This is a genomic window from Salinarimonas ramus (assembly GCF_014645695.1).
Lineage (GTDB): Bacteria > Pseudomonadota > Alphaproteobacteria > Rhizobiales > Beijerinckiaceae > Salinarimonas > Salinarimonas ramus.
In genome coordinates this window covers 230,786-252,735 of the sequence record NZ_BMMF01000009.1, presented here as the reverse complement: position 1 = coordinate 252,735, position 21,950 = coordinate 230,786, and the positions used below count along the sequence as shown (strand labels likewise).

Here is a 21,950-nt window from a genome sequence, read left to right as displayed (position 1 = left end):
GATGACCACCCGCGAAGCCGTCCGTCCGCTACGGCGCTATGGAGGGCGCGCGGCCGGACGGCTCCGCTCCCGTCGAGCTACACCACCATCGGGGACACGACCGGCCCGAGCGGGAGCGGCCGTCGGCTCGTTCACGATCATGTATCGATCTCCTTGCCGCCTGAGATGGAGCCCAGGCGGGGCAGAACGTCTCGTCGCGCTGCGAGGAGGTCTTCCTCGTTGTCGATTTCGATCCATGGAAGATCGTCGAGGTTCACCGCGCGGAATGGGAAGCGCTCGACCAGAGCGAAGACGTAGGTCGTGTAGCTCTGCAATGCGGGGTAGCTCGGATCGAACGGCTCATCAAGCATCCGCCTGATGGCTTCGGCGACCGGCGGCGACAGCCTGGTGAGCCCGACCCAGTCTCCATCGGCCTGCACATCAGCGCCGCCCCAAGCGATGGAGGCGATGAGACCATTGCGCAGGACGATCTTGCCCTCGATGCGATTGTGCCCGAACCGGCCGAGCGCAAGAGCGTCCCCGGCCGCGAGCATGCGCCTCGGGACTTCCTCGTCATAGAGAAGGTCGGCCTCCAGCAGAAGGAGGTCTCCGGCGAGCTCATCGGCCGCGCAGCGCAGGGAAGACGCTGTGCCGTGGGTGTAGTCGGGATTGACGATGATCCGGCAGAAGGCCTCGTCGAAGCTTCGGCGGATGGCCTCTGCGAGCATCTCGTGCAGGTAGTCCGTAACGACCACCGCCTTCTGTACTCCTGCAGCCCGCAACGCGTGCAGGCTGCGCACGATCAGGGGCGTGCCGCCGAGATCGAGAAGGCTCTTGGGCATGGCGTCCGTATGGGAACCCAGACGGCTGCCCCGTCCGGCGGCGAGCAGTATCGCTTTCACGTGGCGTCTTCCTCCCCGCGCGTGACGTTGCGAATATCGACGTATGGCACGATCGTGTTGATGTTCGAGATCGGGGAGCAGGACCGGATGGCGACACCGGCGGCGACGAGTTCGCTCACCAGCGGCAGCAAGTCGCCCGCCATCGCGGAGACGGTGTCTTGCGAACGCACCCGCTTCGATTCGCCGTGGAAGTGCAGGCGTCCCTCGTGCAGGCGATCACCCAGACCGAGAACATAAATCGGATCGAGCCCGAGCAGATAGGCCACCTGCAGCGCGACGAGCCCCGTGTCGCCGTCCGTGCGAATGTCCTCGAAACCCGTCGGAACGACGACGCCGGACCTAGGGCGGAGGCTCGCGGACAGCGGCACCAGGGTATCGTCACGCGCGTTCGTCGGCACCGTTTCGATGGCATCGGTGACGAACTTGACGAAGGGGGAGCCGGCGAGCGCTTCCGCCTCCCGATGGACGAAAGGCGCGTCCATCGAGACGAAATAGCGGAGCGGAAACAGGCGGTGCGCCTGCTTGCAGCCGACCACGATCTCGGAAGCCAGGAGGCTCGGCCTCAGCCCGAACTCGTTCACGACGATCGAGACCGACATTCCGGTGCCGATCACGAAGCCGCGTCGTCCGGCATGTGCGTTTCGAAATCGCCGGAGCGTCTGCATGTCACATCATCCCGATCGCTGCGGAGGTGGCCGCGCATCGTGCCGGGAGGGATCGGGCCAGCTCCGCGTTCGAGCCGGCGCGGCTGGCCGCCCAGAGGGTGGTCGCGAGGTGCCGCGCAACGATGAAGTGGTCGAGAGCCTCCAACCCCGCCGGCAGTGCCCGCTCGCTGCGATAGCCCTCCTCGAAGGCACTCCGAACCGCGTCGAATTGCGGGTCCAGGCGCCAAGGCCGGAGGGCGGTCGCGATGTCGTAGGCCCAATATCCCGCCCCGCAATCATCGAAATCGATCGCGATCGGCTCGCCGTGGCGAAACACGACGTTGTCGAAATGCAGGTCGGCGTGGATCAGGCCGAATGCGTCCGAGCCCGTGCCGAGTGCCGCCATGGTCGCTGCAATTCGCTCGGCCGCCGCGCGGAATCGATCCACGTGCTCCAGCGGCAGGCGGGACCAACCGGCGACGCCGATCTGCCCGAACGCGCCCTCTCCGCCGAACAGGCCGTCCCAATTCCAGGTCGGGCGCACGAAGGTTCCCGGCCGGTCCCAGGCGCTCGCGGCGGCGTGGAGACGGCCCATCAGTCGTCCGAGCCGACGGAAATGTATCGGTTTTGGAGCCCAATGCCGCCGGTGGCGCCCCGGAACCCAGCGTAGAAGAGAGCAGGTTCGAGCCGCCGCGGCGCCCGACACCTCCACCGATACGGACAGGCATCCATCCGACGTCGTGACGGGCACCGGACAGGGAAGCTCGGCACGCCCGGAGAGGTGGAGCAGCCACGCGCATTCGGAGTCGACCGCGCGAGCCTGCTGGTAGCCGTGCACGCGCAGCAGATAGCGACCGCCGTCATGATCGCCGGAGCATTCTCCAGGCACGCGGACGTGAAAGGTCGTATTCTCCACGTGGCGAAGCACCGTCAAGCGGGGTTCCTTCAGCCCGTACCGGCGCAGCGCCTCTCCGGCGACGCGGCCCATGCGCCGGATCTGTCCCGACCGTGTGAGTTCGTCGTAGGCGCGCAAGTCGATGCCCTCCGGGCGAGCCGATCCGCAACAGCGGCCGCACATCGCCACGATGTGCACGGCGTATCGTGGCGATGGGACTTCCATGATCGAAGTCTCGACGTCAGGCCGCCGGAAGCGGCGAGGGGCTCGACTGAGCTTTCCGGGTAGAGTTCCTCCATCGAGGTGTGCGTGATGGAGTCGGACGTCATGTCCTCGGGAGAGGCATAGGTGAAGACCACGACGGTCCTCCGCGTGTCTCCCGTCAGCGGCGTGACGCGGTGGAGCGTCGTGTTGGCCTTCATCAGGTAGCACTGACCGGCCTTCACGTAGGCGGAGCGCGTCTCGGACGAGGTCAGAAGCCCTCTCAGGTATTGCTCGGTGTCTTCCTTCCGCCATTCGACGTGGGGCATGTATTCCACGCGCCCGCCGAGGAAGGGATCCGGAGCCTCGATCACGAAGATGAGCGCGTAGGCGTAGTCGTCCCAATGCCAGCCGTGGGTGTCTCCCGACGCCGTGGCGCTGTTGAGGATGTATTCCTCTGGCTTGTACGGGACGCGTTCCAGGCGCTCGCCGGCGAGCTTCGAGAGGAACGCTCGGACGCTCTCGTTGGCGAACAGGGCCGGGATGATCGTGGAGCTCCGGGCGATCGCGTCGCGTCCGACACTGAGATAGGCCCGGGGTGTGTTGCCGCTTTCCCTTATGGTGGTCTCGCGCCGCCGGGCCTCGTTCGCCAGCAGCCGGGAACACTCGGCCATCAGCTGCGGCAGGATGTCCGCGGGAAGCAGATCATCGATTATGACGACGTGATTCGTAGCGAACTCCTGCGTCAGCCGAGCAATTTCGTCCTCGCTCCGCGTCGCGATGGATGCGGAGATCCGAGCATCGAGGTTCGTGAGTGCATCCTCCGGATGAAATTGAGAAGCGGAGCACCAGACCTAAAATTTCTTTAGGTGCCTACGATCCGCTCTTGGGGCGTATTATCTGCAGCCTCTCAGTTGCGTCAATCCGCTGTCGTCAAATTGTCATATCAGTAGAAACACTTACCCATTGCGTTGGTGCTGGTCATTGTCTCGATGTGGGGCTCCAAGCCCTCGCGCTGCGTCGACACAACTCACCGGCGCCATGCCGGTCGGACTTGCCGTCCAGCTTGGCAGCCGAACCCGACCGTGCGAAGCTCGACAGCAGAGCAATCGACGATCGGAAGGCGCCGATCATGGCCGAGAGCGCGGCGCATTACCGGGAAGCCGAGACGCGGGCGGCGGCGTTGCGCTCCCGGCGTGCGCGACGCCGGACCGTGTCACGGCACCTGCGCGGGCTTGCCGCCGGCGCATTCCTGCACGAGCATGGCGAGCAAGCCGGCCGACGCGATCTCGGGTGCCGCCCTTCGGCGGACGCGAGCGCGGGAACAGTGCCGTGCGCCATGGGGAAACGTCCGTGCCACGCGACCATTCGACGAAGAAGAACCCGCAGGACCTGCGCTCCGCGCGCTGGTTCGCCCCCGACGACCTGCGCAGCTTCGGCCATCGCTCGCGCCTCATGCAGCTCGGCCACGCGGAGGGCGACTTCCGCGGGCGCCCCGTCATCGGGGTGCTGAACACGTGGTCGGAGCTCAATTCCTGCCACGCGCATTTCCGCGAGCGCGCACAGGACGTCAAGCGCGGCGTCACGCAGGCCGGCGGCTTCGCCGTCGAATTGCCGGCGCTCTCGCTGGACGAGAGCTTCCTCAAGCCGACCTCCATGCTCTACCGCAACATGCTGGCGATGGAGACGGAGGAGATGATCCGCGCGCACCCGCTCGACGGCGTGGTGCTGATGGGCGGCTGCGACAAGACCACGCCGGGCCTCGTGCTCGGCGCGACGAGCGCCGGCGTGCCGTTCGTCTACCTGCCGGCAGGGCCGATGCTGCGCGGCAATTACGCCGGCAAGACGCTCGGCTCCGGCTCGGACGCCTGGAAGTACTGGGACGAGCGTCGCGCCGGCAACCTCACGGACGAGGAATGGGTCGGCCTCCAGGGCGGCATCGCCCGCTCGGCGGGCGTGTGCATGACGATGGGCACGGCCTCCACCATGACCGCCATCGCCGAGGCGATGGGCCTGAGCCTGCCGGGCGCCTCCTCCATCCCCGCGGTCGACGCCGAGCACCAGCGCATGGCGGCGGCCTGCGGGCGGCGCATCGTCGAGATGGTCTGGGAGGACCTGACGCCCGACCGGATCATCACGCCGGCCGCGGTGCGCAACGCCGCGGTGGTCGCCATGGCGACCGGCTGCTCGACGAACGCGGTCGTCCACCTCATCGCCATGGCGCGGCGCGCCGGCGTGCCGCTGACCCTCGACGATCTCGACGCGCTGGGGCGCACGACGCCGCTCGTCGCCAACATCCGCCCGTCGGGCCAAAAATACCTGATGGAGGATTTCTACTATGCCGGCGGGCTCAGGGCGCTGATGAAGCGCATCGAGGACATGCTCGACACGTCCTGCCTCACCGTGAGCGGCCGCACGCTGGGCGAGACGCTGGAGGGCGCGAAAGTCTTCGACGACGACGTCATCCGCCCGCTCTCGAACCCGGTCTATCACGAGGGCTCCCTCGCGGTCCTGCGCGGCAACCTCTGCCCGGACGGCGCCGTCATCAAGCCCGCCGCCTGCGACCCGCGCTTCCACGTGCACGAGGGGCCGGCGATCGTCTTCGACAGCTATCCCGAGATGAAGAAGGCGGTGGACGACGAGAGCCTCGACGTCGGGCCGGACCATGTGATGGTCTTGCGCAACGCCGGCCCTCAGGGCGGCCCGGGCTTCCCGGAATGGGGCATGCTGCCCTTGCCCAAGGCGCTCCTGAAGCAGGGCCATCGCGACATGCTGCGCATCTCGGACGCGCGGATGTCCGGCACGTCCTACGGCGCCTGCGTGCTGCACGTGGCACCCGAGAGCTTCGTCGGCGGCCCGCTCGCGCTGCTGCGGACCGGCGATCGCGTGCGGCTCGACCTGCCGGCCCGGCGCCTCGACATGCTCGTCGACGACGCCGAGATCGCGCGTCGCCGCGCGGCGTGGGTGGCGCCGGCACCCCGCTACGAGCGCGGCTGGGGCTGGATGTTCGAGCGCCACGTCTCGCAGGCCGACACGGGCTGCGACTTCGACTTCCTGCGCACCGATTTCGGCCGCGCCGCCGGCGAGCCCGAGATCTTCTGAAGGTGACGACATGACCGACTACGTGCTCTCGGACGCGACGCGGGCGACGCTGAAGACCTGCTCCACCGCCTCCGTCGCCACCGCCCTCTACAAGAGGGGGCTGCGCAACCAGTTCGTCCAGGGCGTCGTGCCCGTGGCGCCCAAGCGAGAGGTGATGGTCGGCCAGGCCTTCACCCTGCGCTACATCCCGGCGCGGGAGGATCGAAACCCGATCACGGTCTTCCGCGATCCGAACCACCCCCAGCGCGTCGCCATCGAGACCTGCCCGCCCGGGCACGTGCTGGTGATGGACGCGCGCAAGGACGCGCGCGCCGCCACCGCCGGCTCGATCCTGATCACGCGCCTCGCGCTGCGCGGCGCGGCGGGCGTCGTCTCCGACGGGGGTTTTCGCGACGCCGACGGCATCGGCGCCCTCGACATGCCGGCCTACTACGCCAAGCCGTCGGCGCCGACGAACCTGACGCATCACGAGGCGATCGAGCTGAACGGCCCCATCGCCTGCGGCGACGCGCCGGTCTTTCCCGGCGACGTGATGCTGGGCGACCGCGACGGGGTCATGGTCATCCCCGCCCATCTCGCCGACGAGATCGCCGGGGAATGCGCCGGGATGGAGAGCTTCGAGGACTTCGTGATGGAGGAGGTGCGCGGCGGCGCGGCCATCATCGGCCTCTACCCGGCGACCCGCGAGGACGTGCTGCGCAAGTACGAGGCCTGGCGCGAGCGTACCGGACGCTGAAAGGCGGGCGCGCGGGGAGGGAAGAAGCCGCGGCTCAGCCCTTCAGCAGCGCCGCCAGCTCGCGATACGGGTCCTCGCTCTTCGGGGAGGCGGGGTCCTGCCTCAGCGCGTCGTAGAGCTTCGGCACCACGGCGACCGCGCGGTCGAGGTCGGGGTCCGCGCCCTGCTGGTAGGCGCCCATGAGGCGCAGATCGCGGGTCTCCTCGAAGCGGGCGATGAGCGCGCAGAAGGAGCGCACCAGCGCCTGCTCGTCGCGGGACCAGACCTTGCGCGAGAGACGCGAAATGGAGGTGAGCGGGTTCATCGCGGGATAGCGGCCGCGATCGGCGATCCAGCGCTCCAGCACGATGTGGCCGTCGAGCGTGCCGCGGATGGCGTCGGCGACGGGGTCGTTGTGGTCGTCGCCGTCGACGAGCACCGAGAAGATGCCCGTGATCGTGCCGCCGGTGCCCTCGTAGCCGGGACCTGCGCGCTCGAGCAGGCGCGGCAGGTCGGAGAAGACGCTCGGCGGATAGCCGCGCGACACGGCGGGCTCGCCGGCGGCGAGCGCCACGTCGCGGGCCGCGTGGGCGTAGCGGGTCACGGAATCGGCGATGAGGAGGACGTGCTCGCCCCGGTCGCGGAAGAACTCGGCGATGGCCATGGCGGTATTGGGCGCGAGGCGGCGCATCATCGGGCTCTCGTCGCCGGTGGAGACCACCATCACCGCCTTCTCGCGGTGCGTGCCCAGCGTCTCCTCCAGGAACTCGCGCACCTCGCGTCCGCGCTCGCCGACGAGCGCGATCACCACGGTGTCGACGGCCTGGGCGGCGGCGAGCATGGAGATCAGCGTCGACTTGCCCACGCCCGACCCCGCGAAGACGCCGATGCGCTGGCCGGCGCACAGCGGCGTGAACAGGTCGATGGCGCGAACGCCGGTGCGGAAATGGCCGCCGACGCGGGCCCGGCGCATGGCCGGCGGCGGCTCGCGGAACGGATGGACGATGCCGGCGCCGTGACGCAAGTCGCCGCGCCCGTCGATGGGGCGCCCGAGCGCGTCGACGACGCGGCCCTTCCAGGTGGGGTCCGGCTGGAGCGAGACGGGCTCCATGCGCCAGGCGCGGGTCTCGAGCCGCGCGTCGATGGCGCCCTCGAAGGGCTTCACCGTGGCGCCGTCGGCGTCGATGCGCACCACCTCGCCGATCTGCGGGCCGTGCGGGCCGGGGATCGCCACGCGCTCGCCGAGCTTCAGGAAGGGCGAGAGGCCGCCGACGCGATAATGCCCCGGGGCGACCGCGGCGACGACGCCGCCCTCCGCCACGAGCGGGACCTCGCGCGCGGCGCGGCTCACGGCGTCGGCGAGCCGGTCGAGAGCGGTGGCGGGCGGCGGCGGGCTCACGGCCGATCGTCCTGGCGCAGCGGCAGATCGCCGAGATGCCTCGCCCGGAGCGCCTCGATCACGTCGGCCGAGAAGACGCTGCGGGGATCGGCCGCGAGGCGCTCGGCGTCGACGACGACGGGGGCGGGCGGCGCCTCCTCGGGCGCCGGCGCCCAGGTGTCGGTGGGCGACACGGCCGCGAGCGGCACCGGCTCGGCGTCTCGTGCGGCACCCGCACCGGCGGCGACGGGGACCGCCGCCATGTCCTCGCTGGCCCACAGGTCGATCGAGGCGTCCGCCGGCGTCTGCGGCGGGGGCGGCGCCGGCGGCGGGGGCGCCACGCGCGAGGCGGCCAGCGTCGCGCGGGCTATGAGCGCATCCTCGAAGGAGGGCGGCAGCGGCGCGACGTCGGGCAGCGGGGGAGGCGGCGTGCGCGCGAGGCGCAGCGCGTCGCGGGCGGCCTCGAGCCGGCCGATCCGCTCGTGCGCCTGAGGGCCCATGGCGAGGCCCTGGGAGAGGCCCGTCGGCGGGCCCGACAGGGGGACGACGATCTCGCTCATCAGGCGCCGCCCTCGCCGCCGAGAGTCCGGATCGCGCTCGATTGCGTGCGCTCGGACTGCTCGATCGTGTTCGACACCGCGTCGAAGGCGCGCGAGACCATGACGAGGCGGGTCATCTCGAGCACGGGATTGACGTTGGCGCGCTCCGTGTAGCCCTGGGCGACGCCGTTGCCGACGAAGTCGAGCACCGGCTCGGCCGGGAGATCGGGCACGAGGCCGGCATTGTCGAAGCGTGCGAGCCGCGCCGCCTCGGGAATGGAAAAGAGCCCGATGGCGCCTACTTGCACGCCGTTCTGCTCCAGCATGCCGTCGCGCGAGGCGACAGGCGGGCCGCCGTCCGGGTCGAGCTGGATCGGCGCGCCGCCGGCGTCGAGCACGCGATAGCCCGCCGTCGTGACGAGCTGGCCCTCGACGTCCATCGAGAAACGCCCGTCGCGGGTATAGACCGGCCCGTTGGGCCCCTCGAAGGCGAAATAGGCGTCCCCGTCCACGGCGAAGTCGAGGAGGTTGCCCGTCTGCTCCAGCCCGCCCGCGCGGCGCGAGACGAAGGTCTCGCCGGCGGAGGCGAAGGCCACGGGGTCCTTGCCCGCGGTGGAGAGCAGTTCCTCGAAGGTCACCTCGTCGGCGCGGTAGCCGACGGTGGACATGTTCGCCACGTTGCGGGCGATGGTCTCCATGCGGCGCTCGAGCGCCACCTGGCCGGAGAGGGCGACGTAGATGGAGGGCTGCATGCGGCGATCCCGTGTCTCGTCTTCAGCGTCCGAAGCGGATGGATTGCAGGCTCATCAGCAGGTCCGAGCCGATCTGCGCCGTCACCGGCTGGCCGATGAGGACGTTGGGGGCCTGCGCCGGCGCCTGCGGGTTCGCGAGGTCCCACAGGCCGGTGAAGCGCTCGATGAAGGCGTTCAGCTTTTCCGGATCCTTGAAGTCGGCGAGGTCGATGCGGTCCTCGAAGAGCCGCGCCTGCCGGTCGATGTCGGTGGCGGCCATGGAATCGGGCAGCGCCAGCGCGGTGCGGACCACCTTGGCCAGCGCGGGGTCGGCGAGGATCTCGTACATGTTGCGCAGCGAGGGCGCCTTGCGCTCGAAATAGAGCGCGAGCCGCACGCCTTCGTTCTGCGCCCCCTGCGTCTCCTCCAGCGTCTGGCGGACGTACTTGTCGATCGTGCCCTGCACGGCGCGCGAGAAGATCGTCGCCGTCTCGCCGTGGCGCTTGAAGTTGAAGGTCTCCACGAAGTCGCGGTAGCGCTTGTCGACGAGCTTCACGGCGAAGGCGTCGCGGCTGTCGATCCCCTCGACCAGCGCCTTCCTCATGAAGCCCTTGGCGTAGGTCATGTCGGAGAGGCCGTGGGCCTTCATGGCGAAGGAGAAGAGCCGATCGTCCGCGAGGAAGTCCTCGATCGACTTCACCGTGCCGATCTTCTCGCGATAATACGCGATCTCGCGGGACGCCTGGGGCGCCTGCGCGGTGCGCTCGAGCGTCCGCGGCAGGTCGCTCGCCACGAGCCGATAGGACAGAGCCGTCGCCAGCATGATCCCTCCTCCCGCCCGAACGACGGGCGATGGTCGAGGAGGAGGATCGTCGGAGAGGCTTGCGCGGGGCTGGAGGGGCGCGGGGGGGGGGGGCGGTGTTCGTTCACCCCTCCGGAAAGCGCACGACCACCGCCGTTCCGGGCTCGCGGCGTTCCCACGCGATCGTCGCCTCGAGCTGGCGGGCGAGCTCGGCGACGATGCGCATGCCCAGCCCCTCGCGGGAGGTGCCGGCGAAGCTCTCGGGCAGGCCGCTTCCGTCGTCGGCGACGACGAGGCGGGCGCCGCCCGCGGGGTCGGGGCCGAGCGAGAGGCGGATCTCACCCGGGCCGCCGTCCGGATAGGCGTGCTTGAGGGCGTTCGTCACGATCTCGGTGGCGATCAGCGCGAGGGTGAGGAGGCGGTGATGGGCGATCGTCACGCGCTCTGCCTCGACGGCGCAGCCGACGCCCTTGACGCCCACCGCCTGCACGACGTCGTCGCACAAATCGACGAGGAGCCGGTCCATGCCCGCCTGCGCGGCGTCGGGATCGTACAGCCGGCGGTGGATGCGGCCCATCACGTCGAGCCGGGCGCGGGCGGCGTCGAGGGCCGCCAGCGCCGCCGGGTCGCCGCCCACGTGCCGGCGCTGCAGCGTCAGCAGCGCCGCGACGAAGGCCATGTTGTTCGAGACGCGGTGCTGGAGCTCGTGGAAGAGCGTGCGCTGCTCTGCGAGCAGAGCCCGCGCCCGCGCCTCCTCCGCCGCGTAGCGCGCGCGGGAGAGCTCCATGAGGTGGATGAGCGCGATCTCGACGCCCACGACGAGGACGTAGAAGGCGAGCGCGATGGCCGTCGAGGGCCACAAAAGCGCGAAGGAGCGCTCGGGCGGGATGAACCAGTACCAGGCCGCGAGCCCGCAGATCGTCGCGGCGAAGAGGCCCGGGCGCACGCCGCCGAGGAAGGTCGTGACCACCACGACGGGGAAGAAGGTGATGTAGGGATAGCCGACGAGCGCGCCGCCGACCGCGAGGCGCAGGGCGAGGGCGACGAGGAAGCCGGCCAATGCGACGCCGTAGCCGAGACGGGGCTTTGCGCGCAGGCCGGCGGTGGCGTCGAACAGGCGCAGCAGCGGCGGCGCCGGCACGGCCTCGATACGCATCGAAAGCGTCTCCTCGCGCCGGCGGCGCGCGCTCGGGGGAGGGCGGCGTCGCGATCTCCGCCGCCTCGCGCCTGCCGTGGGATTTCCGGCCTAATCCGCTCGCGGCGTCCTGTCAGCGCACAAGTGCACACTCGTCGACGCTCGATGCCGCACGGCGCGCGTCGCGGCCAACCACGGCGAACCACGGCGAAGCTTCGCGCGTTGAAGCTCGAACTTCGATGAAGCCGAGGGGAAGGCCGCCATGCTGGTCACGGGCCAGACGAACACATTGCCCGCCCATGTCGAGGGCAACAACCTCCTGCGCACGCTGCGCCACGAGGATCTGGCGCAGCTCATGCCGCATCTCGAGATCTGGGAGGGCGGACGCGACGCGATCCTCTACGAGCCGGGCGACCACGTCGCCTACGCCTACTTTCCCTGCGGGCAGAGCCTCGCCTCGTTCCTGGTGCCGCTGCCCGACGGGCGGGCGGTGGAGACGGTGCTGATCGGGCGCGAGGGGGCGGTGGGCGGCATCGTCAGCCGCGGACGCCTGCCGGCCTATTCGCGCTCGGTGGTGCAGCATCCCGGCCGCTTCCTGCGCCTGCCGGTTAGCACGCTGGAGGCGGCCAAGCGCACGAGCCCGCGCATCGCGGACCTGTTCGCGCGCTATGCCGATTGCCTGCTGGCGCAGGTCTTCCAGTCGGTGGCCTGCAACGCCGCGCACACGCTGGAGCAGCGGGCGGCGAAATGGCTGATCGCGGCGGAGGAGCGCACGGGAGAGGCCTCGATCCCGATGACGCAGGAGCAGCTCGCCTCCATGCTGGGGGTCGGGCGCAGCTATCTGAGCCGGGTGATCCGCACCTATCGCGAGCGCGGCGCGCTCAGGGTCACGCGCGGGCGCATCGAGATCCTCGATCGCGGCCTCCTGGCCACCGGCGCGTGCCGCTGCAACGCGCTGGTGCGCGGGCATTTCGAGGCGGTCCTCCAGGGTGTCTATCCCGAGGAGGCGCCGCCGCGCCCGCGCATCGCCGAGGCGGTGGGCTGAGGGGCTTTTTCGCGCTTCACCCGAAGAGGGCGTCGATGTCGTCCTGGCTCACCGCGACGGCGGCGTCCTGCGGGCCGTTGAGCAGGAGCTGCTCCTTGCGGGCCTGCTTCGCGGCGTCCTCCGGGTCGACGTGGGCGGCCTGGTCGCGCAGGTTCACCGCCTCGGCGAAGCGCGAGAGGCGCTTTTCCACCTGGGCGAGCTCGTCGACGACCTTGTTGATCCGCTGGCCGGTGATGTCCTGGAAGGAGCAGGCCTCGAAGATCTGCGTGACCTTGTCCTGCACGAAGGTGCGGTAGGTCTCGAAATCCTCCTCGCGCGAGCCGAGGATCTCCTCGGCGGCGGCCATGATCGTGTTCGTGGCCGATTGCGTGGCGTTGACCACGTTGCCGAGCTCGTCGTGCGCCACCGGGATTCGGGCCCGGTAGAGCTCGTTGGCGCGCAGCGCCCCGATCTCGCGCTTGATCTTCGTCACGTATTCGGCGACCGCGGAGAGCTCGCGGACGATGAGGGGCAGGTCGATTCCGCCCGGATCGATGGGCGCGCCTCGCGACCTCGTGCGGACGCGTTGTGCCGAAGCCGTCGCCATGGTGCCACCTTTCGCTCGTTGTTCGTTCGTGGCGGGCGAGCCCGCGGCGCGTGCCGCGGGACGCGTTGCGGGCATCGGGCTCAGGAGCCGCAGACGGCCTCGATCTTGGCCTTCAGCGTCTGGGCGTTGAAGGGCTTGACGATGTAGTTGTTCACGCCCGCCTTCTTGGCCGCGATGACGTTCTCCGTCTTCGATTCGGCCGTGACCATGATGAAGGGCGTCACGCGCAGCGCCTCGTCCGAGCGCACGTGGCGCAGGAGCTCGTAGCCGGTCATCGGCTCCATGTTCCAGTCGGAGATGACGAGGCCGTACTTCTTCTCCTTGAGCTTGGCGAGGGCCGCCGTGCCGTCGGAGGCGTCGTCGACGTCCTCGAAGCCGAGCTGCTTGAGGAGGTTGCGGATGATGCGGACCATCGTCTGATAATCGTCGACGACGAGGATCGGCATCTTGAGGTCGAGGGCCATGTCCCAAGCTCCGGTTTCACGTGCCGCCGCATCCTTCCGGGCGGCGAGAAGACGGTGATCGAGGCGGCCTCCACGGGGGGACGCCGATATCGGCTTCTCTAACCCGGCTCCTGTTGCGAAGCGGTTAATCGGCGCGAGGCTCGACCTTCGGCCATGCGACTTCGGTCCAACGGAACCAAAGTCTCATGGAAGCGAGTTGCCGGTGCACTCTATTCTTCGTCGCGAACCCAGGAGGACAGCGATGATGGCCGCGAACGTCCGCGCCGCCGCACGCGAGGACATGCAGACCTTTCCCGTTCTCTACTTCGAGGACCTCGCCGTCGGCGCCCATGCGGAGCTGATGCGCACCGTCATGGAGTACGATCTCGCGCGCTTCGCCGAGATCTCGGGGGACACGAACCCGATCCATCTGTGCGAGCGCTACGCCCAGGCGACGCGCTTCGGCCAGCGGATCGCGCACGGCATGTTCACGGCGAGCCTGATCTCGGCGATCCTCGGCACCCGCCTGCCGGGGCCGGGCGCGGTCTACCTCTCGCAATCGCTGCAATTCCTCGCCCCCGTGCGCATCGGGGACGTGGTGTGCGCGAGCGTGGAGATCGTCGAGCTCGTGCCCGAGCGGCGTCGCGCGCGGCTCTTCTGCGAGGCGCGGGTCGACGGCAAGGCGGTGCTCGAGGGCGAGGCCTGGGTCGCCGTGCCGAGCCGTCCGGTGCACTGAGCGCTCTCGCGCAGGCCGTTCCGGCTTGATTTGTCGGCGCGGCTGACGCAACTCCTTCGCTCATGAGCGAGAACACCTCCGGCCGGCAAGGCGGCCCCGCCGCGCGATCGGCGATGAACGAGAGCCGCACCCACGTACCCCCGGCGCCCGGGCGGCGCGGTCCCGTCGTCGCCATCGGCAATTTCGACGGTGTCCATCGCGGCCACCGCACGCTCCTCGCCAACGCGCGCGAGAAGGCCGCCGCCCGCGGCGTCTCGAGCGCGGTCCTCACCTTCGAGCCGCATCCGCGCGCCTATTTCCAGCCGGACAAGCCCCTCTTCCGCATCACGCCGCAGGCGGAGAAGGCGCGCGTGCTGGCCCGCTCGGGGGTCGATGCCGTGCACGTGCGCGCCTTCGACGCCGCGCTCGCAGGGATGAGCCCGGAGGCCTTCGTCGACGAGCTGATCGCCGGCGCGCTCGACGCGTCCGGCGTCGTCGTCGGCTACGATTTCCATTTCGGCAAGGGCCGCGCCGGCACCCCGGCGATCCTCACCGAATTGTGCGCGGCCCGCGGCATCGGCTGCGACGTCGTTCCCGTGGTGGAGGAAGCGGGCGCGCCGGTCTCGTCCTCCGCGATCCGCGCGGCCCTGGCGGAGGGGGCGATCGCGCGCGCCAACGCGCTGCTGGGCTATCGCTGGTTCGTTCTCGGCGAGGTGCGCCACGGCGACAAGCGCGGGCGCACGCTCGGCTATCCCACCGCCAACATGGCGCTTCCCGAAGGCTGCGGCCTCGCCCACGGCATCTACGCCGTGCGGCTGTCCGCCGACGACGTGGTGCGCGACGGCGTAGCGAGCTACGGCCGGCGCCCGACCTTCGACGACGGCGCGCCGCTGCTCGAGACCTTCGTGTTCGATTTCGCCGGCGACCTCTACGGCAAGGAGGTCGGCGTCGAGCTCGTCGGCTTCATCCGCGGCGAGGAGCGCTTCGACAGCGCCCAGGCGCTGATCGCCCAGATGGACCGGGATTCCGCCCGGGCCCGCGAGCTGCTGGCGGAGCAGGACGGGCTCGAGTCGATGCTGTGACGCGCGACGGCCGGCTGACGTCAGGCCTCGCCCGTGGCGGCCGCGTCCTCGCTCTCGCTCGGCCCCTCCCGCCATTCGAGCAGGTCGCCCGGCTGGCAGGAAAGCGCGCGGCAGATCTTGTCGAGCGTCTCGAAGCGCACGCCGCGCACCTTGCCGGATTTGAGCAGCGAGAGGTTCTGCTCGGAGATGCCGATGACGGCCGCGAGCTCCTTCGAGCGCATCTTGCGCTTGGCGAGCATGACGTCGAGGTTGACGACGATGGGCATCAGACGAACGCCTCGTTCTCCTCGGCGAGGCGCGCGGCCTCGGCCATCACCCAGCCGACGACGATCAGGAGCCCGCCGGCCACCGCCATGACGATGGGGTCGTCGCTCACCGCGATCTGCACCGTGCGTTGGCCGGGCGGGTTGCCGAGGGTGAGGACGAGGGAGGTGAGCCCGCTCGACAGCATGGCGGCGATCGGCATCAGCGCCAGCGCCGCGCCCATGCGCACGAGCCGCCGTCCGGCGACCTGGGTGAAGATCGGCCCGTCGCGCCAGCCGCGAAACAGCGCGTGGGCGTGCCACAGGCCGTAGAGCGAGAGCGCGACGGGGATCGCGCCGGTGACGAAGCCGGCGGCGATCGAGGCCGGCGTCAGCGTGAAGGTGGCGCCCGGCGGGAGGACCTGGCGGGAGGCGAGCTCCGCGAGCCCGTCCGGATCGAGGAAGATCGCGCCGTAGGCGACGACCTGGAGCACGGCCACGACGAGGGTGAGCACCGCCATCGTGGCGGAGACCTTGGCGATGCGCCGGGCGCGGGCGGGGACGTCGGTCGGCATGAGATCGATCCTGGTCGGCGCCTCGCAGGCGCGGTTGATCACGACCTCGATGTAAGCCGCCTCTTATCGCGACGCAAGCTGAAATTCATGTTTTAGATGAATTTCTGTACGAGGCCGATCCGCATCGGACCGTCCACGAGAAAGCCCCGGCCGTGGTCGACCGGGGCTCCTCGTCTCGCTGGGAACGCGTCGCGCGCTCAGTAGCGGTAATGGTCCGGCTTGAACGGGCCGGCATCCTTGACGCCGATGTACTCCGCCTGGTCGGGGCGCAGCTTCGAGAGCTTGGCGCCGACCTTCTCGAGGTGGAGCATGGCCACCTTCTCGTCGAGGTGCTTGGGCAGGACGTAGACTTGGTTCTCGTACTTGCCCGTGTTCTGCCACAGCTCGATCTGGGCGAGCGTCTGGTTGGTGAACGAGGCGGACATGACGAAGGAGGGGTGACCCATGGCGTTGCCGAGGTTCACGAGGCGGCCCTCCGAGAGGAGGATGATGCGCTTGCCGTCGGGGAACTCGATCTCGTCCACCTGCGGCTTGATGTTGCTCCACTTGTAGTTCCGCAGCGCCTGGACCTGGATCTCGTTGTCGAAGTGCCCGATATTGCAGACGATGGCGCGATCCTTCATGGCCCGCATGTGGTCGGCCGTGATCACGTCCTTGTTGCCCGTGGCGGTGACGAAGATGTCGGCCCGCGGAGCGGCGTCCTCCATCGTCACGACCTCGTAGCCCTCCATGGCGGCCTGGAGCGCGCAGATCGGATCGACCTCCGAGACCATGACGCGGCAGCCGGCCTGGCGCAGCGAGGCGGCCGAGCCCTTGCCGACGTCGCCGTAGCCCGCGACCATGGCGACCTTGCCGGCCATCATCACGTCGGTGCCGCGGCGGATGCCGTCGACGAGCGATTCACGGCAGCCGTACAGGTTGTCGAACTTCGACTTCGTGACCGAGTCGTTCACGTTGATGGCCGGGAAGAGCAGCTTGCCCTCCTTCGCCATGATGTAGAGCCGGTGCACGCCCGTCGTCGTCTCCTCGGAGACGCCCTTGATGGAGGCGGCGAGCTCGTTGAACCAGCCCTTCGGCTTCTCGCCGAGCAGGCGCTGGATCAGCGCGAAGAGGATCTCCTCCTCCTCCGAGCCGGGCTTGGAGAGGAAGGCCGTGTCGCCGTCCTCGGCGCGCTTGCCGAGATGGACGAGCATCGTGGCGTCGCCGCCGTCGTCGAGGATCATGTTGGGCATGCCGCCGCCGTGCCACTCGAACAGCTTGGCGGTGTAGTCCCAGTAATCCTTGAGGCTCTCGCCCTTCCAGGCGAAGACCGGGATGCCGGCGGCGGCGATGGCCGCGGCGGCGTGGTCCTGCGTGGAGTAGATGTTGCACGACACCCAGCGCAGGTCGGCGCCCAGCGCCTTGAGCGTCTCGATGAGCACCGCGGTCTGGATGGTCATGTGCAGCGAGCCGGCGATGCGCGCGCCCTTGAGCGGCTGCGAGGGCCCGTACTCCTCGCGCGTGGCCATGAGGCCCGGCATCTCGGTCTCGGCGATGGAGATCTCCTTGCGGCCCCAATCGGCGAGCGAGATGTCCTTGACGATGTAGTCCTGCGCCATGGTGCGTGTCCTTGTCGATGCGTGGTTTCGGAGAGCCATAGCAGACCCCGGCGCAGATGGCAATCAACATATAAACATGTCTTTATGTCCTTCGTTCAGCGGTGGAACGGGCGCGTCAACGGGCGCGTCCTTGACTTCCCCGGACGTTGCGAGCAGTGTCCGCGCGCCTCGCGGGGGGGCCTCCCGGCCCGGTGTCCCGCCCGTCACATCACCGCGGTTCGATGCGCACCTACCTCGATTTCGAAAAGCCCGTCGCCGAGCTCGAAGCCAAGCTCGAGGAACTGCGCGCGCTCGGCGCGGAGCGCGACGCCGTCGCCATATCCGACGACATCGGCCGGCTCGAGGCCAAGGCCGCCGAGGCCCTCAAGGGGCTCTATGCCGGGCTGACGCCCTGGCAGAAGACGCTGGTGGCGCGCCATCCGCAGCGGCCGCACTTCTCCGACTACCTGCGCGGCCTCGTCACCGAGTTCACGCCCATCGCCGGCGATCGCAAGTTCGCCGAGGACGAGGCCATCGTCGGCGGCTTCGGCCGCTTCCGCGGCGAGCCCGTCTGCGTCATCGGCCAGGAGAAGGGCTCGGACACGCGCTCGCGCATCCGGCATAATTTCGGCATGGCGCGCCCGGAGGGCTATCGCAAGGCGGTGCGCATCATGGAGCTCGCGGACCGCTTCCGCCTGCCCGTGATCGCCTTCGTGGACACCGCCGGCGCCTATCCCGGCATCGACGCCGAGGAGCGCGGCCAGGCCGAGGCCATCGCGCGCTCCACCGAGGCCTGCCTCGCGCTCGGCGTCGCCAACGTGGCCGTCGTCATCGGCGAGGGCGGCTCGGGCGGTGCCATCGCGCTCGCCACCGCGAGCCGCGTGCTGATGCTGGAGCACGCCATCTATTCGGTCATCTCGCCGGAGGGCGCCGCCTCGATCCTGTGGCGCGACGCCGGGCGCGCGCAGGACGCCGCCACCGCGATGAAGATCACCGCGCAGGACCTGCTCAAGCTCGGCGTCATCGATGCGATCGTCGGCGAGCCGGTGGGCGGCGCCCACCGCGATCCCGACGCCGTCATGGCGGCGACCGGCAACGCCATCGCGGCGGCGCTGGCCGAGCTCGCGCCGCTCTCCCCCGACGAGGTGCGCGGGGCGCGCGCCGACAAGTTCCTCGCCATCGGCCGCAAGCTGAAGGTCTCGTAACGAAGCGTTCACCATAAGTGAACTCTTCGCCCGCACGGGGTGGTCTTGCGGTAAGGCTCGCGTAAGGCTAACGATCCTACGAGTAGGGGGACGTGCGGCGCCGCGAGCGTCGCCGGCAACATGCGCCCGTGGCGGCGCCGGAAGAGTGGGGACCCCATGCCGAGAAGAGCCGTTCTCGTGGCCGCGCTGGCTCTGGCCTTGACCGCCTGCCAGGAACGCACCGTCAGCTCGAACCGGCATCTCCAGCCGATCCCCCCGCAGACCCTCGCGCTCATGTCGACGAAGGGCGTGGACCAGGACGATCCGATCCTGGTGCGCGTCTTCAAGATGGAATCCGAGCTCGAGGTGTGGAAGATGGCCGAGAACGGCCAGTACACGCATCTCAAGACCTATCCGATCTGCCGCTGGTCGGGCCAGCTCGGCCCGAAGATGCGCGAGGGTGATCGCCAGGCGCCGGAGGGCTTCTACGCCGTCTCGCCGGGGCTGATGAACCCGAACTCGAGCTTCTATCTCTCCTTCAACACGGGCTTCCCCAACGCCTTCGACCGCACCCACGGCCGCACCGGCTCGCATCTGATGGTGCACGGCTCGTGCACCTCGCGCGGCTGCTTCGCCATGACGGACGAGGCGATCCAGGAGGTCTACGCGCTCGCCCGCGAGGCTTTCGAGGGCGGCCAGCGCGCCTTTCAGTTCCAGTCCTACCCCTTCCGCATGACGCCGGAGAATCTGGCGCAGGCGCGGTACGACCAGCACAATCCCTTCTGGCGCAACCTGAAGGAAGGCTGGGACTATTTCGAGGTGACGCGCCGCGAGCCGCCGGTGGAGGTCTGCGGCGGCCGCTATTCCTTCGGCACGCAGAACTGCTCGCCGATCGACCCGACCGTCACCGCCATGGTGCGCGCGCGTGCGCAGCAGGACGAGATCGCCATCGCCCAGCTCATCGAGGCCGGGACGCCGGCCGTGCGCGTCGTCTACGAGGACGGCGGCGGCCATCCCTCCTTCGGCCTCGCCAACGCCCGCCAGATCGACGCCTCGAGCGCCACCGCCTTCGCCGCGCTCGACACCGGTCGCAACCGCAACACCGACCGCCTCGGCATCGTCAGCCGCCCCGAGGCGCTCGCCGCCGGGCCGCGGCTCGTGCCGGTCGATTCGAGCGGACGCCCCCTCGAGAGCGCGACGGCGACCGCCATCGCCGCCACGACGGCGCCGGCCACGCCCGCCGCGATCGCGCCGGCGCCCACGGCGACCGCGAGCGTCGCTCCGGCGGTGCCCGCAGCCACCGGCGTCCCCGCCGCGCCCGGTGTCCCCGCGCAGGCGCAGGAGCCCTTCTATGCGCGCATGCTGGGCGGCCTGTTCTCGACGCTGCCGCTCGGCGGGCGCGAGGTGCAGACCGATCCCACGGCCCCGCAGCCGCCGCAGCGGGGCGCCGCCGTCATGAACGGCGCCCAGCCGCTCTGGCCGTCCGCGGGTTACGCCACGCTCGACTGAGGCGCCGGCTCCCGTCTGCGATCGGGGCTTGATCCGAACGCGCATCGCACCCACCCTCTCGGGGTCGCCACGACCTCGGGAGGTCTCTCCATGCGCGTCTCGCGCCGCTTCGCCGCTCCCGCGCGCCTCGCGCTCGCGGCATCCCTCCTCGCGGCTTCGCTCTCGGCGAGCCCCGCCGCGGCGCTCGACCTGCCCGACCCGCCGCCGCCGGCCCCGCCGCCCACCACGGCGGACGTGATCGAGGCGACCCTCGACGATCTCCTCGCCGTGAAGGGACGCGACGCGCACCTCGCCCTCGTGACGATGGAAGCCGAGCGCAACGCCATCCCCGCCGCCCTCGCCGAGGCGGTGGTCACGGTGGAGAGCTCCTGGGACCCCGCCGCGCTCGGCGCCCTCGACGAGGTCGGCCTCATGCAGGTGCGCCCCGGCACGGCCGCCATGCTCGGCTTCGACGGCACGACCCAGGCCCTGCGCGCGCCCTCCGTCAACGTGCGCTACGGCGTCCGCTACCTCGCCGAGGCCTGGCGCCTCGCCGACGGCGATCTGTGCGAGACCCTGATGAAGTACCGCGCCGGCCACGGCGAGACGCGGATGAGCGCGCGCTCCGTCGCCTATTGCGTGCGGGCGATCGCGCACCTGAAATCCATCGGCTCGCCGCTGGGCGACGCCGAGGTGCCCCAGGCGGTGGCCGTCGCCCGCCGCGGCGGCGGCGCGCGCGGCGTCGACAGCGCCCTCTGGCGCCGCCACCAGGAGCGCATGCGCGCCATCGAGAGCCGCCTGCCGGATTCGGCGCTGTCGATTGCGCGGTGAGCGTCGTCCATTTTGCTTTATTGCACTCTCTGCTGATCGTATGCGTGCAATCGTGTCGCGAGCGCAGCCGTCGTGGCGCGGACGCGAGTCCCTGCTGTTCGCGGTTGGATCGCGTACGCGGAGCGGATATCTTGGGGAGGTCGGTGTCGGATGTCGGAGGAGATCGCCCTGCACCATCGCATCCCGGACGATGAACGGCCTGCGGTCGAGGCGCTGCGCCTCGCCTTGCGCGACAGCGCGATGCGAGGCGTTCATCTCACCGTCCCCGGCGGCGAGGCGGACAGCGTCGCGGTCCCCCCGGCGACGACGGCGATTCTGCGCGACGTTCTCGATCTCCTCGCCGCCACTGGGCAGGCGACGGTCCTCGACGACGACAGCGAGATCGGCGTCGAGGAGGCAGCCCGGCTCGTGCAGACGCCGCCGGCAATGCTCCTCCACCGCTTGGAGATCGGCGACATACCTCATCGGCTCGTCGACGGCTCGTACGTCCTGCGGCTGTCCGACGTCCTCGCGTTCCGCGACACGGAGGCGATGGAGCGACGCGCGCTCGTGGAGCTGGGCATCCTGACGGACGAGGCGACGCGCGGCGATGGCGGCTGACGTTCCTGTCGTCGTCTACGACGCGAACGTCCTCTTCCCCTTCCAAACCGCGCACATCCTGGTCTTCATCGCACAAGCACGGCTGGTCCGCGCGCGTTGGAGCGAACGGATCGAGCAGGAGTGGATAGAGCACGCGATCGCCAAGACGAGCCCGTCCGAGCGGCGAAGCATCGAGGCCCGTCGCGACGCCATGAACCGCGCTGTTCCTGGCGCCAAGGTCACGGGCTACGATGAGCTCGTGGCCGACATCCGCTTCGTCGATCCGGACGATCGGCACGTGATCGCCACGGCGCTCGCGGGCGGGGCCGGCGCCATCGTCACCCGGGATCGGCATTTCACGACGGAGAACCTCGCTCCCTACGGCCTGGAGGCGCTCGATCCGGACGCCCTGCTCCTTCGCTGCTACGCGAGCCGACCCGCGCTGACGGTCGCTGTCGCCGATGCCGCTCGACGTGCGCTCTCCCGCTCCCGTCCGTCGCCCGCCACCTATATGGACATACTGGACGCAGCCGGTCTCATTGGCTTCGCCGACCGCCTGCGTGCGCATCAGCCCTGACCG

The 21,950-nt window shown here is 70.0% G+C and carries 24 protein-coding genes; 10 read left to right on the top strand and 14 right to left on the bottom strand.

What is annotated here, in order from left to right:
* Window positions 1-137: 137 nt before the first annotated feature.
* From IEX89_RS16220 to IEX89_RS16205, 4 genes are read right to left on the bottom strand one after another with little or no spacing between them, the layout of a single operon-like run.
* Window positions 138-881 carry a phosphocholine cytidylyltransferase family protein gene (locus IEX89_RS16220; RefSeq protein ID WP_188914279.1) on the bottom strand — a complete coding sequence of 248 codons (744 nt, stop codon included), beginning with the start codon at window positions 879-881 and terminating at the stop codon, window positions 138-140.
* Window positions 878-1,546, bottom strand: coding sequence for a hypothetical protein (locus IEX89_RS16215; RefSeq protein ID WP_188914278.1), 669 nt, complete (start codon window positions 1,544-1,546; stop codon window positions 878-880). Before IEX89_RS16215 ends, IEX89_RS16220 begins: the two co-directional genes overlap by 4 nt.
* A gap of 1 nt (window position 1,547) precedes the next feature.
* Window positions 1,548-2,558 carry a phosphotransferase enzyme family protein gene (locus IEX89_RS16210; protein WP_188914277.1) on the bottom strand — a complete coding sequence of 337 codons (1,011 nt, stop codon included), beginning with the start codon at window positions 2,556-2,558 and terminating at the stop codon, window positions 1,548-1,550.
* Entirely contained in the window at window positions 2,471-3,379 is a 909-nt protein-coding gene (locus IEX89_RS16205) for a HalD/BesD family halogenase (RefSeq protein ID WP_444544459.1), read from the bottom strand. The genes IEX89_RS16210 and IEX89_RS16205 overlap by 88 nt, the downstream gene beginning before the upstream one ends.
* Window positions 3,380-3,974: 595 nt before the next feature.
* On the opposite strand from IEX89_RS16205, the gene araD reads away from it, so the two are divergent.
* Both araD and IEX89_RS16195 read left to right on the top strand, forming a co-directional pair.
* The gene (gene araD / locus IEX89_RS16200) at window positions 3,975-5,723 is read left to right on the top strand and encodes an L-arabinonate dehydratase (protein ID WP_188914275.1); all 1,749 of its coding nucleotides are present in this window, start codon (window positions 3,975-3,977) and stop codon (window positions 5,721-5,723) included.
* A gap of 10 nt (window positions 5,724-5,733) precedes the next feature.
* Complete coding sequence (locus tag IEX89_RS16195) at window positions 5,734-6,459, top strand: ribonuclease activity regulator RraA (RefSeq protein ID WP_188914274.1); 726 nt, start codon at window positions 5,734-5,736, stop codon at window positions 6,457-6,459.
* A gap of 34 nt (window positions 6,460-6,493) precedes the next feature.
* Here IEX89_RS16195 and fliI read toward each other — a convergent pair whose 3' ends face one another.
* The 5 genes from fliI to IEX89_RS16170 form a co-directional block, all read right to left on the bottom strand.
* Complete coding sequence (fliI, locus tag IEX89_RS16190; protein WP_188914273.1) at window positions 6,494-7,837, bottom strand: flagellar protein export ATPase FliI; 1,344 nt, start codon at window positions 7,835-7,837, stop codon at window positions 6,494-6,496.
* Window positions 7,834-8,376, bottom strand: a complete 543-nt coding sequence (locus tag IEX89_RS16185) for a hypothetical protein (protein WP_188914272.1) — start codon at window positions 8,374-8,376, stop codon at window positions 7,834-7,836. The genes fliI and IEX89_RS16185 overlap by 4 nt, the downstream gene beginning before the upstream one ends.
* On the bottom strand, window positions 8,376-9,107 hold the full coding sequence (gene flgF / locus IEX89_RS16180) for a flagellar basal-body rod protein FlgF (protein WP_188914271.1): 732 nt from the start codon (window positions 9,105-9,107) through the stop codon (window positions 8,376-8,378). Before flgF ends, IEX89_RS16185 begins: the two co-directional genes overlap by 1 nt.
* A gap of 22 nt (window positions 9,108-9,129) precedes the next feature.
* On the bottom strand, window positions 9,130-9,909 hold the full coding sequence (locus IEX89_RS16175; protein ID WP_188914270.1) for a DUF1217 domain-containing protein: 780 nt from the start codon (window positions 9,907-9,909) through the stop codon (window positions 9,130-9,132).
* Window positions 9,910-10,012: 103 nt separating this feature from the next.
* Window positions 10,013-11,044 carry a sensor histidine kinase gene (locus IEX89_RS16170; RefSeq protein WP_188914269.1) on the bottom strand — a complete coding sequence of 344 codons (1,032 nt, stop codon included), beginning with the start codon at window positions 11,042-11,044 and terminating at the stop codon, window positions 10,013-10,015.
* Window positions 11,045-11,285: 241 nt separating this feature from the next.
* Here IEX89_RS16170 and IEX89_RS16165 point away from each other — a divergent pair, with 241 nt between their 5' ends.
* Window positions 11,286-12,068 (top strand): Crp/Fnr family transcriptional regulator, encoded by a 783-nt coding sequence (locus IEX89_RS16165; RefSeq protein ID WP_188914268.1) that lies wholly within the window; start codon window positions 11,286-11,288, stop codon window positions 12,066-12,068.
* 16 nt (window positions 12,069-12,084) lie between these two features.
* Here IEX89_RS16165 and IEX89_RS16160 read toward each other — a convergent pair whose 3' ends face one another.
* Together IEX89_RS16160 and IEX89_RS16155 are read right to left on the bottom strand one after the other, a co-directional pair.
* Window positions 12,085-12,654, bottom strand: coding sequence for a protein phosphatase CheZ (locus IEX89_RS16160; protein WP_188914267.1), 570 nt, complete (start codon window positions 12,652-12,654; stop codon window positions 12,085-12,087).
* An 80-nt stretch (window positions 12,655-12,734) separates the two neighbouring features.
* Window positions 12,735-13,118 (bottom strand): response regulator, encoded by a 384-nt coding sequence (locus IEX89_RS16155; protein ID WP_029030313.1) that lies wholly within the window; start codon window positions 13,116-13,118, stop codon window positions 12,735-12,737.
* Between the two features lie 241 nt (window positions 13,119-13,359).
* Here IEX89_RS16155 and IEX89_RS16150 point away from each other — a divergent pair, with 241 nt between their 5' ends.
* The gene (locus IEX89_RS16150) at window positions 13,360-13,833 is read left to right on the top strand and encodes a MaoC family dehydratase (protein ID WP_373290597.1); all 474 of its coding nucleotides are present in this window, start codon (window positions 13,360-13,362) and stop codon (window positions 13,831-13,833) included.
* A gap of 113 nt (window positions 13,834-13,946) precedes the next feature.
* Complete coding sequence (locus tag IEX89_RS16145; RefSeq protein WP_244645509.1) at window positions 13,947-14,894, top strand: bifunctional riboflavin kinase/FAD synthetase; 948 nt, start codon at window positions 13,947-13,949, stop codon at window positions 14,892-14,894.
* 20 nt (window positions 14,895-14,914) lie between these two features.
* Here the strand turns inward: IEX89_RS16145 and IEX89_RS16140 are convergent, their stop codons facing one another.
* From IEX89_RS16140 to ahcY, 3 genes are all read right to left on the bottom strand, one after another.
* Complete coding sequence (locus IEX89_RS16140) at window positions 14,915-15,160, bottom strand: helix-turn-helix domain-containing protein (protein WP_188914265.1); 246 nt, start codon at window positions 15,158-15,160, stop codon at window positions 14,915-14,917.
* Entirely contained in the window at window positions 15,160-15,711 is a 552-nt protein-coding gene (locus tag IEX89_RS16135; RefSeq protein ID WP_188914264.1) for a DUF2975 domain-containing protein, read from the bottom strand. The genes IEX89_RS16140 and IEX89_RS16135 overlap by 1 nt, the downstream gene beginning before the upstream one ends.
* Window positions 15,712-15,908: 197 nt before the next feature.
* Entirely contained in the window at window positions 15,909-17,309 is a 1,401-nt protein-coding gene (gene ahcY, locus IEX89_RS16130) for an adenosylhomocysteinase (protein WP_188914263.1), read from the bottom strand.
* A gap of 221 nt (window positions 17,310-17,530) precedes the next feature.
* On the opposite strand from ahcY, the gene IEX89_RS16125 reads away from it, so the two are divergent.
* The 5 genes from IEX89_RS16125 to IEX89_RS16105 all read left to right on the top strand — a co-directional run bounded on the left by IEX89_RS16125 (window position 17,531) and on the right by IEX89_RS16105 (window position 21,947).
* A complete protein-coding gene (locus IEX89_RS16125) occupies window positions 17,531-18,493 on the top strand; it encodes an acetyl-CoA carboxylase carboxyltransferase subunit alpha (RefSeq protein WP_188914262.1) in 963 nt (320 codons plus the stop codon).
* 156 nt (window positions 18,494-18,649) lie between these two features.
* Window positions 18,650-19,981 (top strand): L,D-transpeptidase family protein, encoded by a 1,332-nt coding sequence (locus IEX89_RS16120; RefSeq protein WP_188914261.1) that lies wholly within the window; start codon window positions 18,650-18,652, stop codon window positions 19,979-19,981.
* A 90-nt stretch (window positions 19,982-20,071) separates the two neighbouring features.
* Window positions 20,072-20,791: a transglycosylase SLT domain-containing protein gene (locus IEX89_RS16115; RefSeq protein ID WP_188914260.1), complete on the top strand. Its 720-nt coding sequence runs from the start codon at window positions 20,072-20,074 to the stop codon at window positions 20,789-20,791.
* 150 nt (window positions 20,792-20,941) lie between these two features.
* Entirely contained in the window at window positions 20,942-21,391 is a 450-nt protein-coding gene (locus IEX89_RS16110) for a hypothetical protein (RefSeq protein ID WP_188914259.1), read from the top strand.
* Window positions 21,381-21,947: a VapC50 family PIN domain-containing toxin gene (locus IEX89_RS16105; RefSeq protein ID WP_188914258.1), complete on the top strand. Its 567-nt coding sequence runs from the start codon at window positions 21,381-21,383 to the stop codon at window positions 21,945-21,947. The genes IEX89_RS16110 and IEX89_RS16105 overlap by 11 nt, the downstream gene beginning before the upstream one ends.
* Window positions 21,948-21,950: the final 3 nt, after the last annotated feature.

What these genes read in the sequence shown, in the direction of transcription:
- IEX89_RS16110 (WP_188914259.1), top strand. Translation starts at nt 20,942, where the DNA reads ATGTCGGAGGAGATCGCCCTGCACCATCGCATCCCGGACGATGAACGG.
- IEX89_RS16215 (WP_188914278.1), bottom strand. Translation starts at nt 1,546, where the DNA reads ATGCAGACGCTCCGGCGATTTCGAAACGCACATGCCGGACGACGCGGC.
- IEX89_RS16150 (WP_373290597.1), top strand. Translation starts at nt 13,360, where the DNA reads ATGATGGCCGCGAACGTCCGCGCCGCCGCACGCGAGGACATGCAGACC.
- IEX89_RS16175 (WP_188914270.1), bottom strand. Translation starts at nt 9,909, where the DNA reads ATGCTGGCGACGGCTCTGTCCTATCGGCTCGTGGCGAGCGACCTGCCG.
- IEX89_RS16185 (WP_188914272.1), bottom strand. Translation starts at nt 8,376, where the DNA reads ATGAGCGAGATCGTCGTCCCCCTGTCGGGCCCGCCGACGGGCCTCTCC.
- IEX89_RS16140 (WP_188914265.1), bottom strand. Translation starts at nt 15,160, where the DNA reads ATGCCCATCGTCGTCAACCTCGACGTCATGCTCGCCAAGCGCAAGATG.
- IEX89_RS16105 (WP_188914258.1), top strand. Translation starts at nt 21,381, where the DNA reads ATGGCGGCTGACGTTCCTGTCGTCGTCTACGACGCGAACGTCCTCTTC.
- IEX89_RS16145 (WP_244645509.1), top strand. Translation starts at nt 13,947, where the DNA reads ATGAACGAGAGCCGCACCCACGTACCCCCGGCGCCCGGGCGGCGCGGT.
- IEX89_RS16155 (WP_029030313.1), bottom strand. Translation starts at nt 13,118, where the DNA reads ATGGCCCTCGACCTCAAGATGCCGATCCTCGTCGTCGACGATTATCAG.
- IEX89_RS16170 (WP_188914269.1), bottom strand. Translation starts at nt 11,044, where the DNA reads ATGCGTATCGAGGCCGTGCCGGCGCCGCCGCTGCTGCGCCTGTTCGAC.
- IEX89_RS16125 (WP_188914262.1), top strand. Translation starts at nt 17,531, where the DNA reads ATGCGCACCTACCTCGATTTCGAAAAGCCCGTCGCCGAGCTCGAAGCC.
- IEX89_RS16165 (WP_188914268.1), top strand. Translation starts at nt 11,286, where the DNA reads ATGCTGGTCACGGGCCAGACGAACACATTGCCCGCCCATGTCGAGGGC.
- IEX89_RS16135 (WP_188914264.1), bottom strand. Translation starts at nt 15,711, where the DNA reads ATGCCGACCGACGTCCCCGCCCGCGCCCGGCGCATCGCCAAGGTCTCC.
- IEX89_RS16120 (WP_188914261.1), top strand. Translation starts at nt 18,650, where the DNA reads ATGCCGAGAAGAGCCGTTCTCGTGGCCGCGCTGGCTCTGGCCTTGACC.
- IEX89_RS16195 (WP_188914274.1), top strand. Translation starts at nt 5,734, where the DNA reads ATGACCGACTACGTGCTCTCGGACGCGACGCGGGCGACGCTGAAGACC.
- IEX89_RS16115 (WP_188914260.1), top strand. Translation starts at nt 20,072, where the DNA reads ATGCGCGTCTCGCGCCGCTTCGCCGCTCCCGCGCGCCTCGCGCTCGCG.
- IEX89_RS16160 (WP_188914267.1), bottom strand. Translation starts at nt 12,654, where the DNA reads ATGGCGACGGCTTCGGCACAACGCGTCCGCACGAGGTCGCGAGGCGCG.
- ahcY (WP_188914263.1), bottom strand. Translation starts at nt 17,309, where the DNA reads ATGGCGCAGGACTACATCGTCAAGGACATCTCGCTCGCCGATTGGGGC.
- flgF (WP_188914271.1), bottom strand. Translation starts at nt 9,107, where the DNA reads ATGCAGCCCTCCATCTACGTCGCCCTCTCCGGCCAGGTGGCGCTCGAG.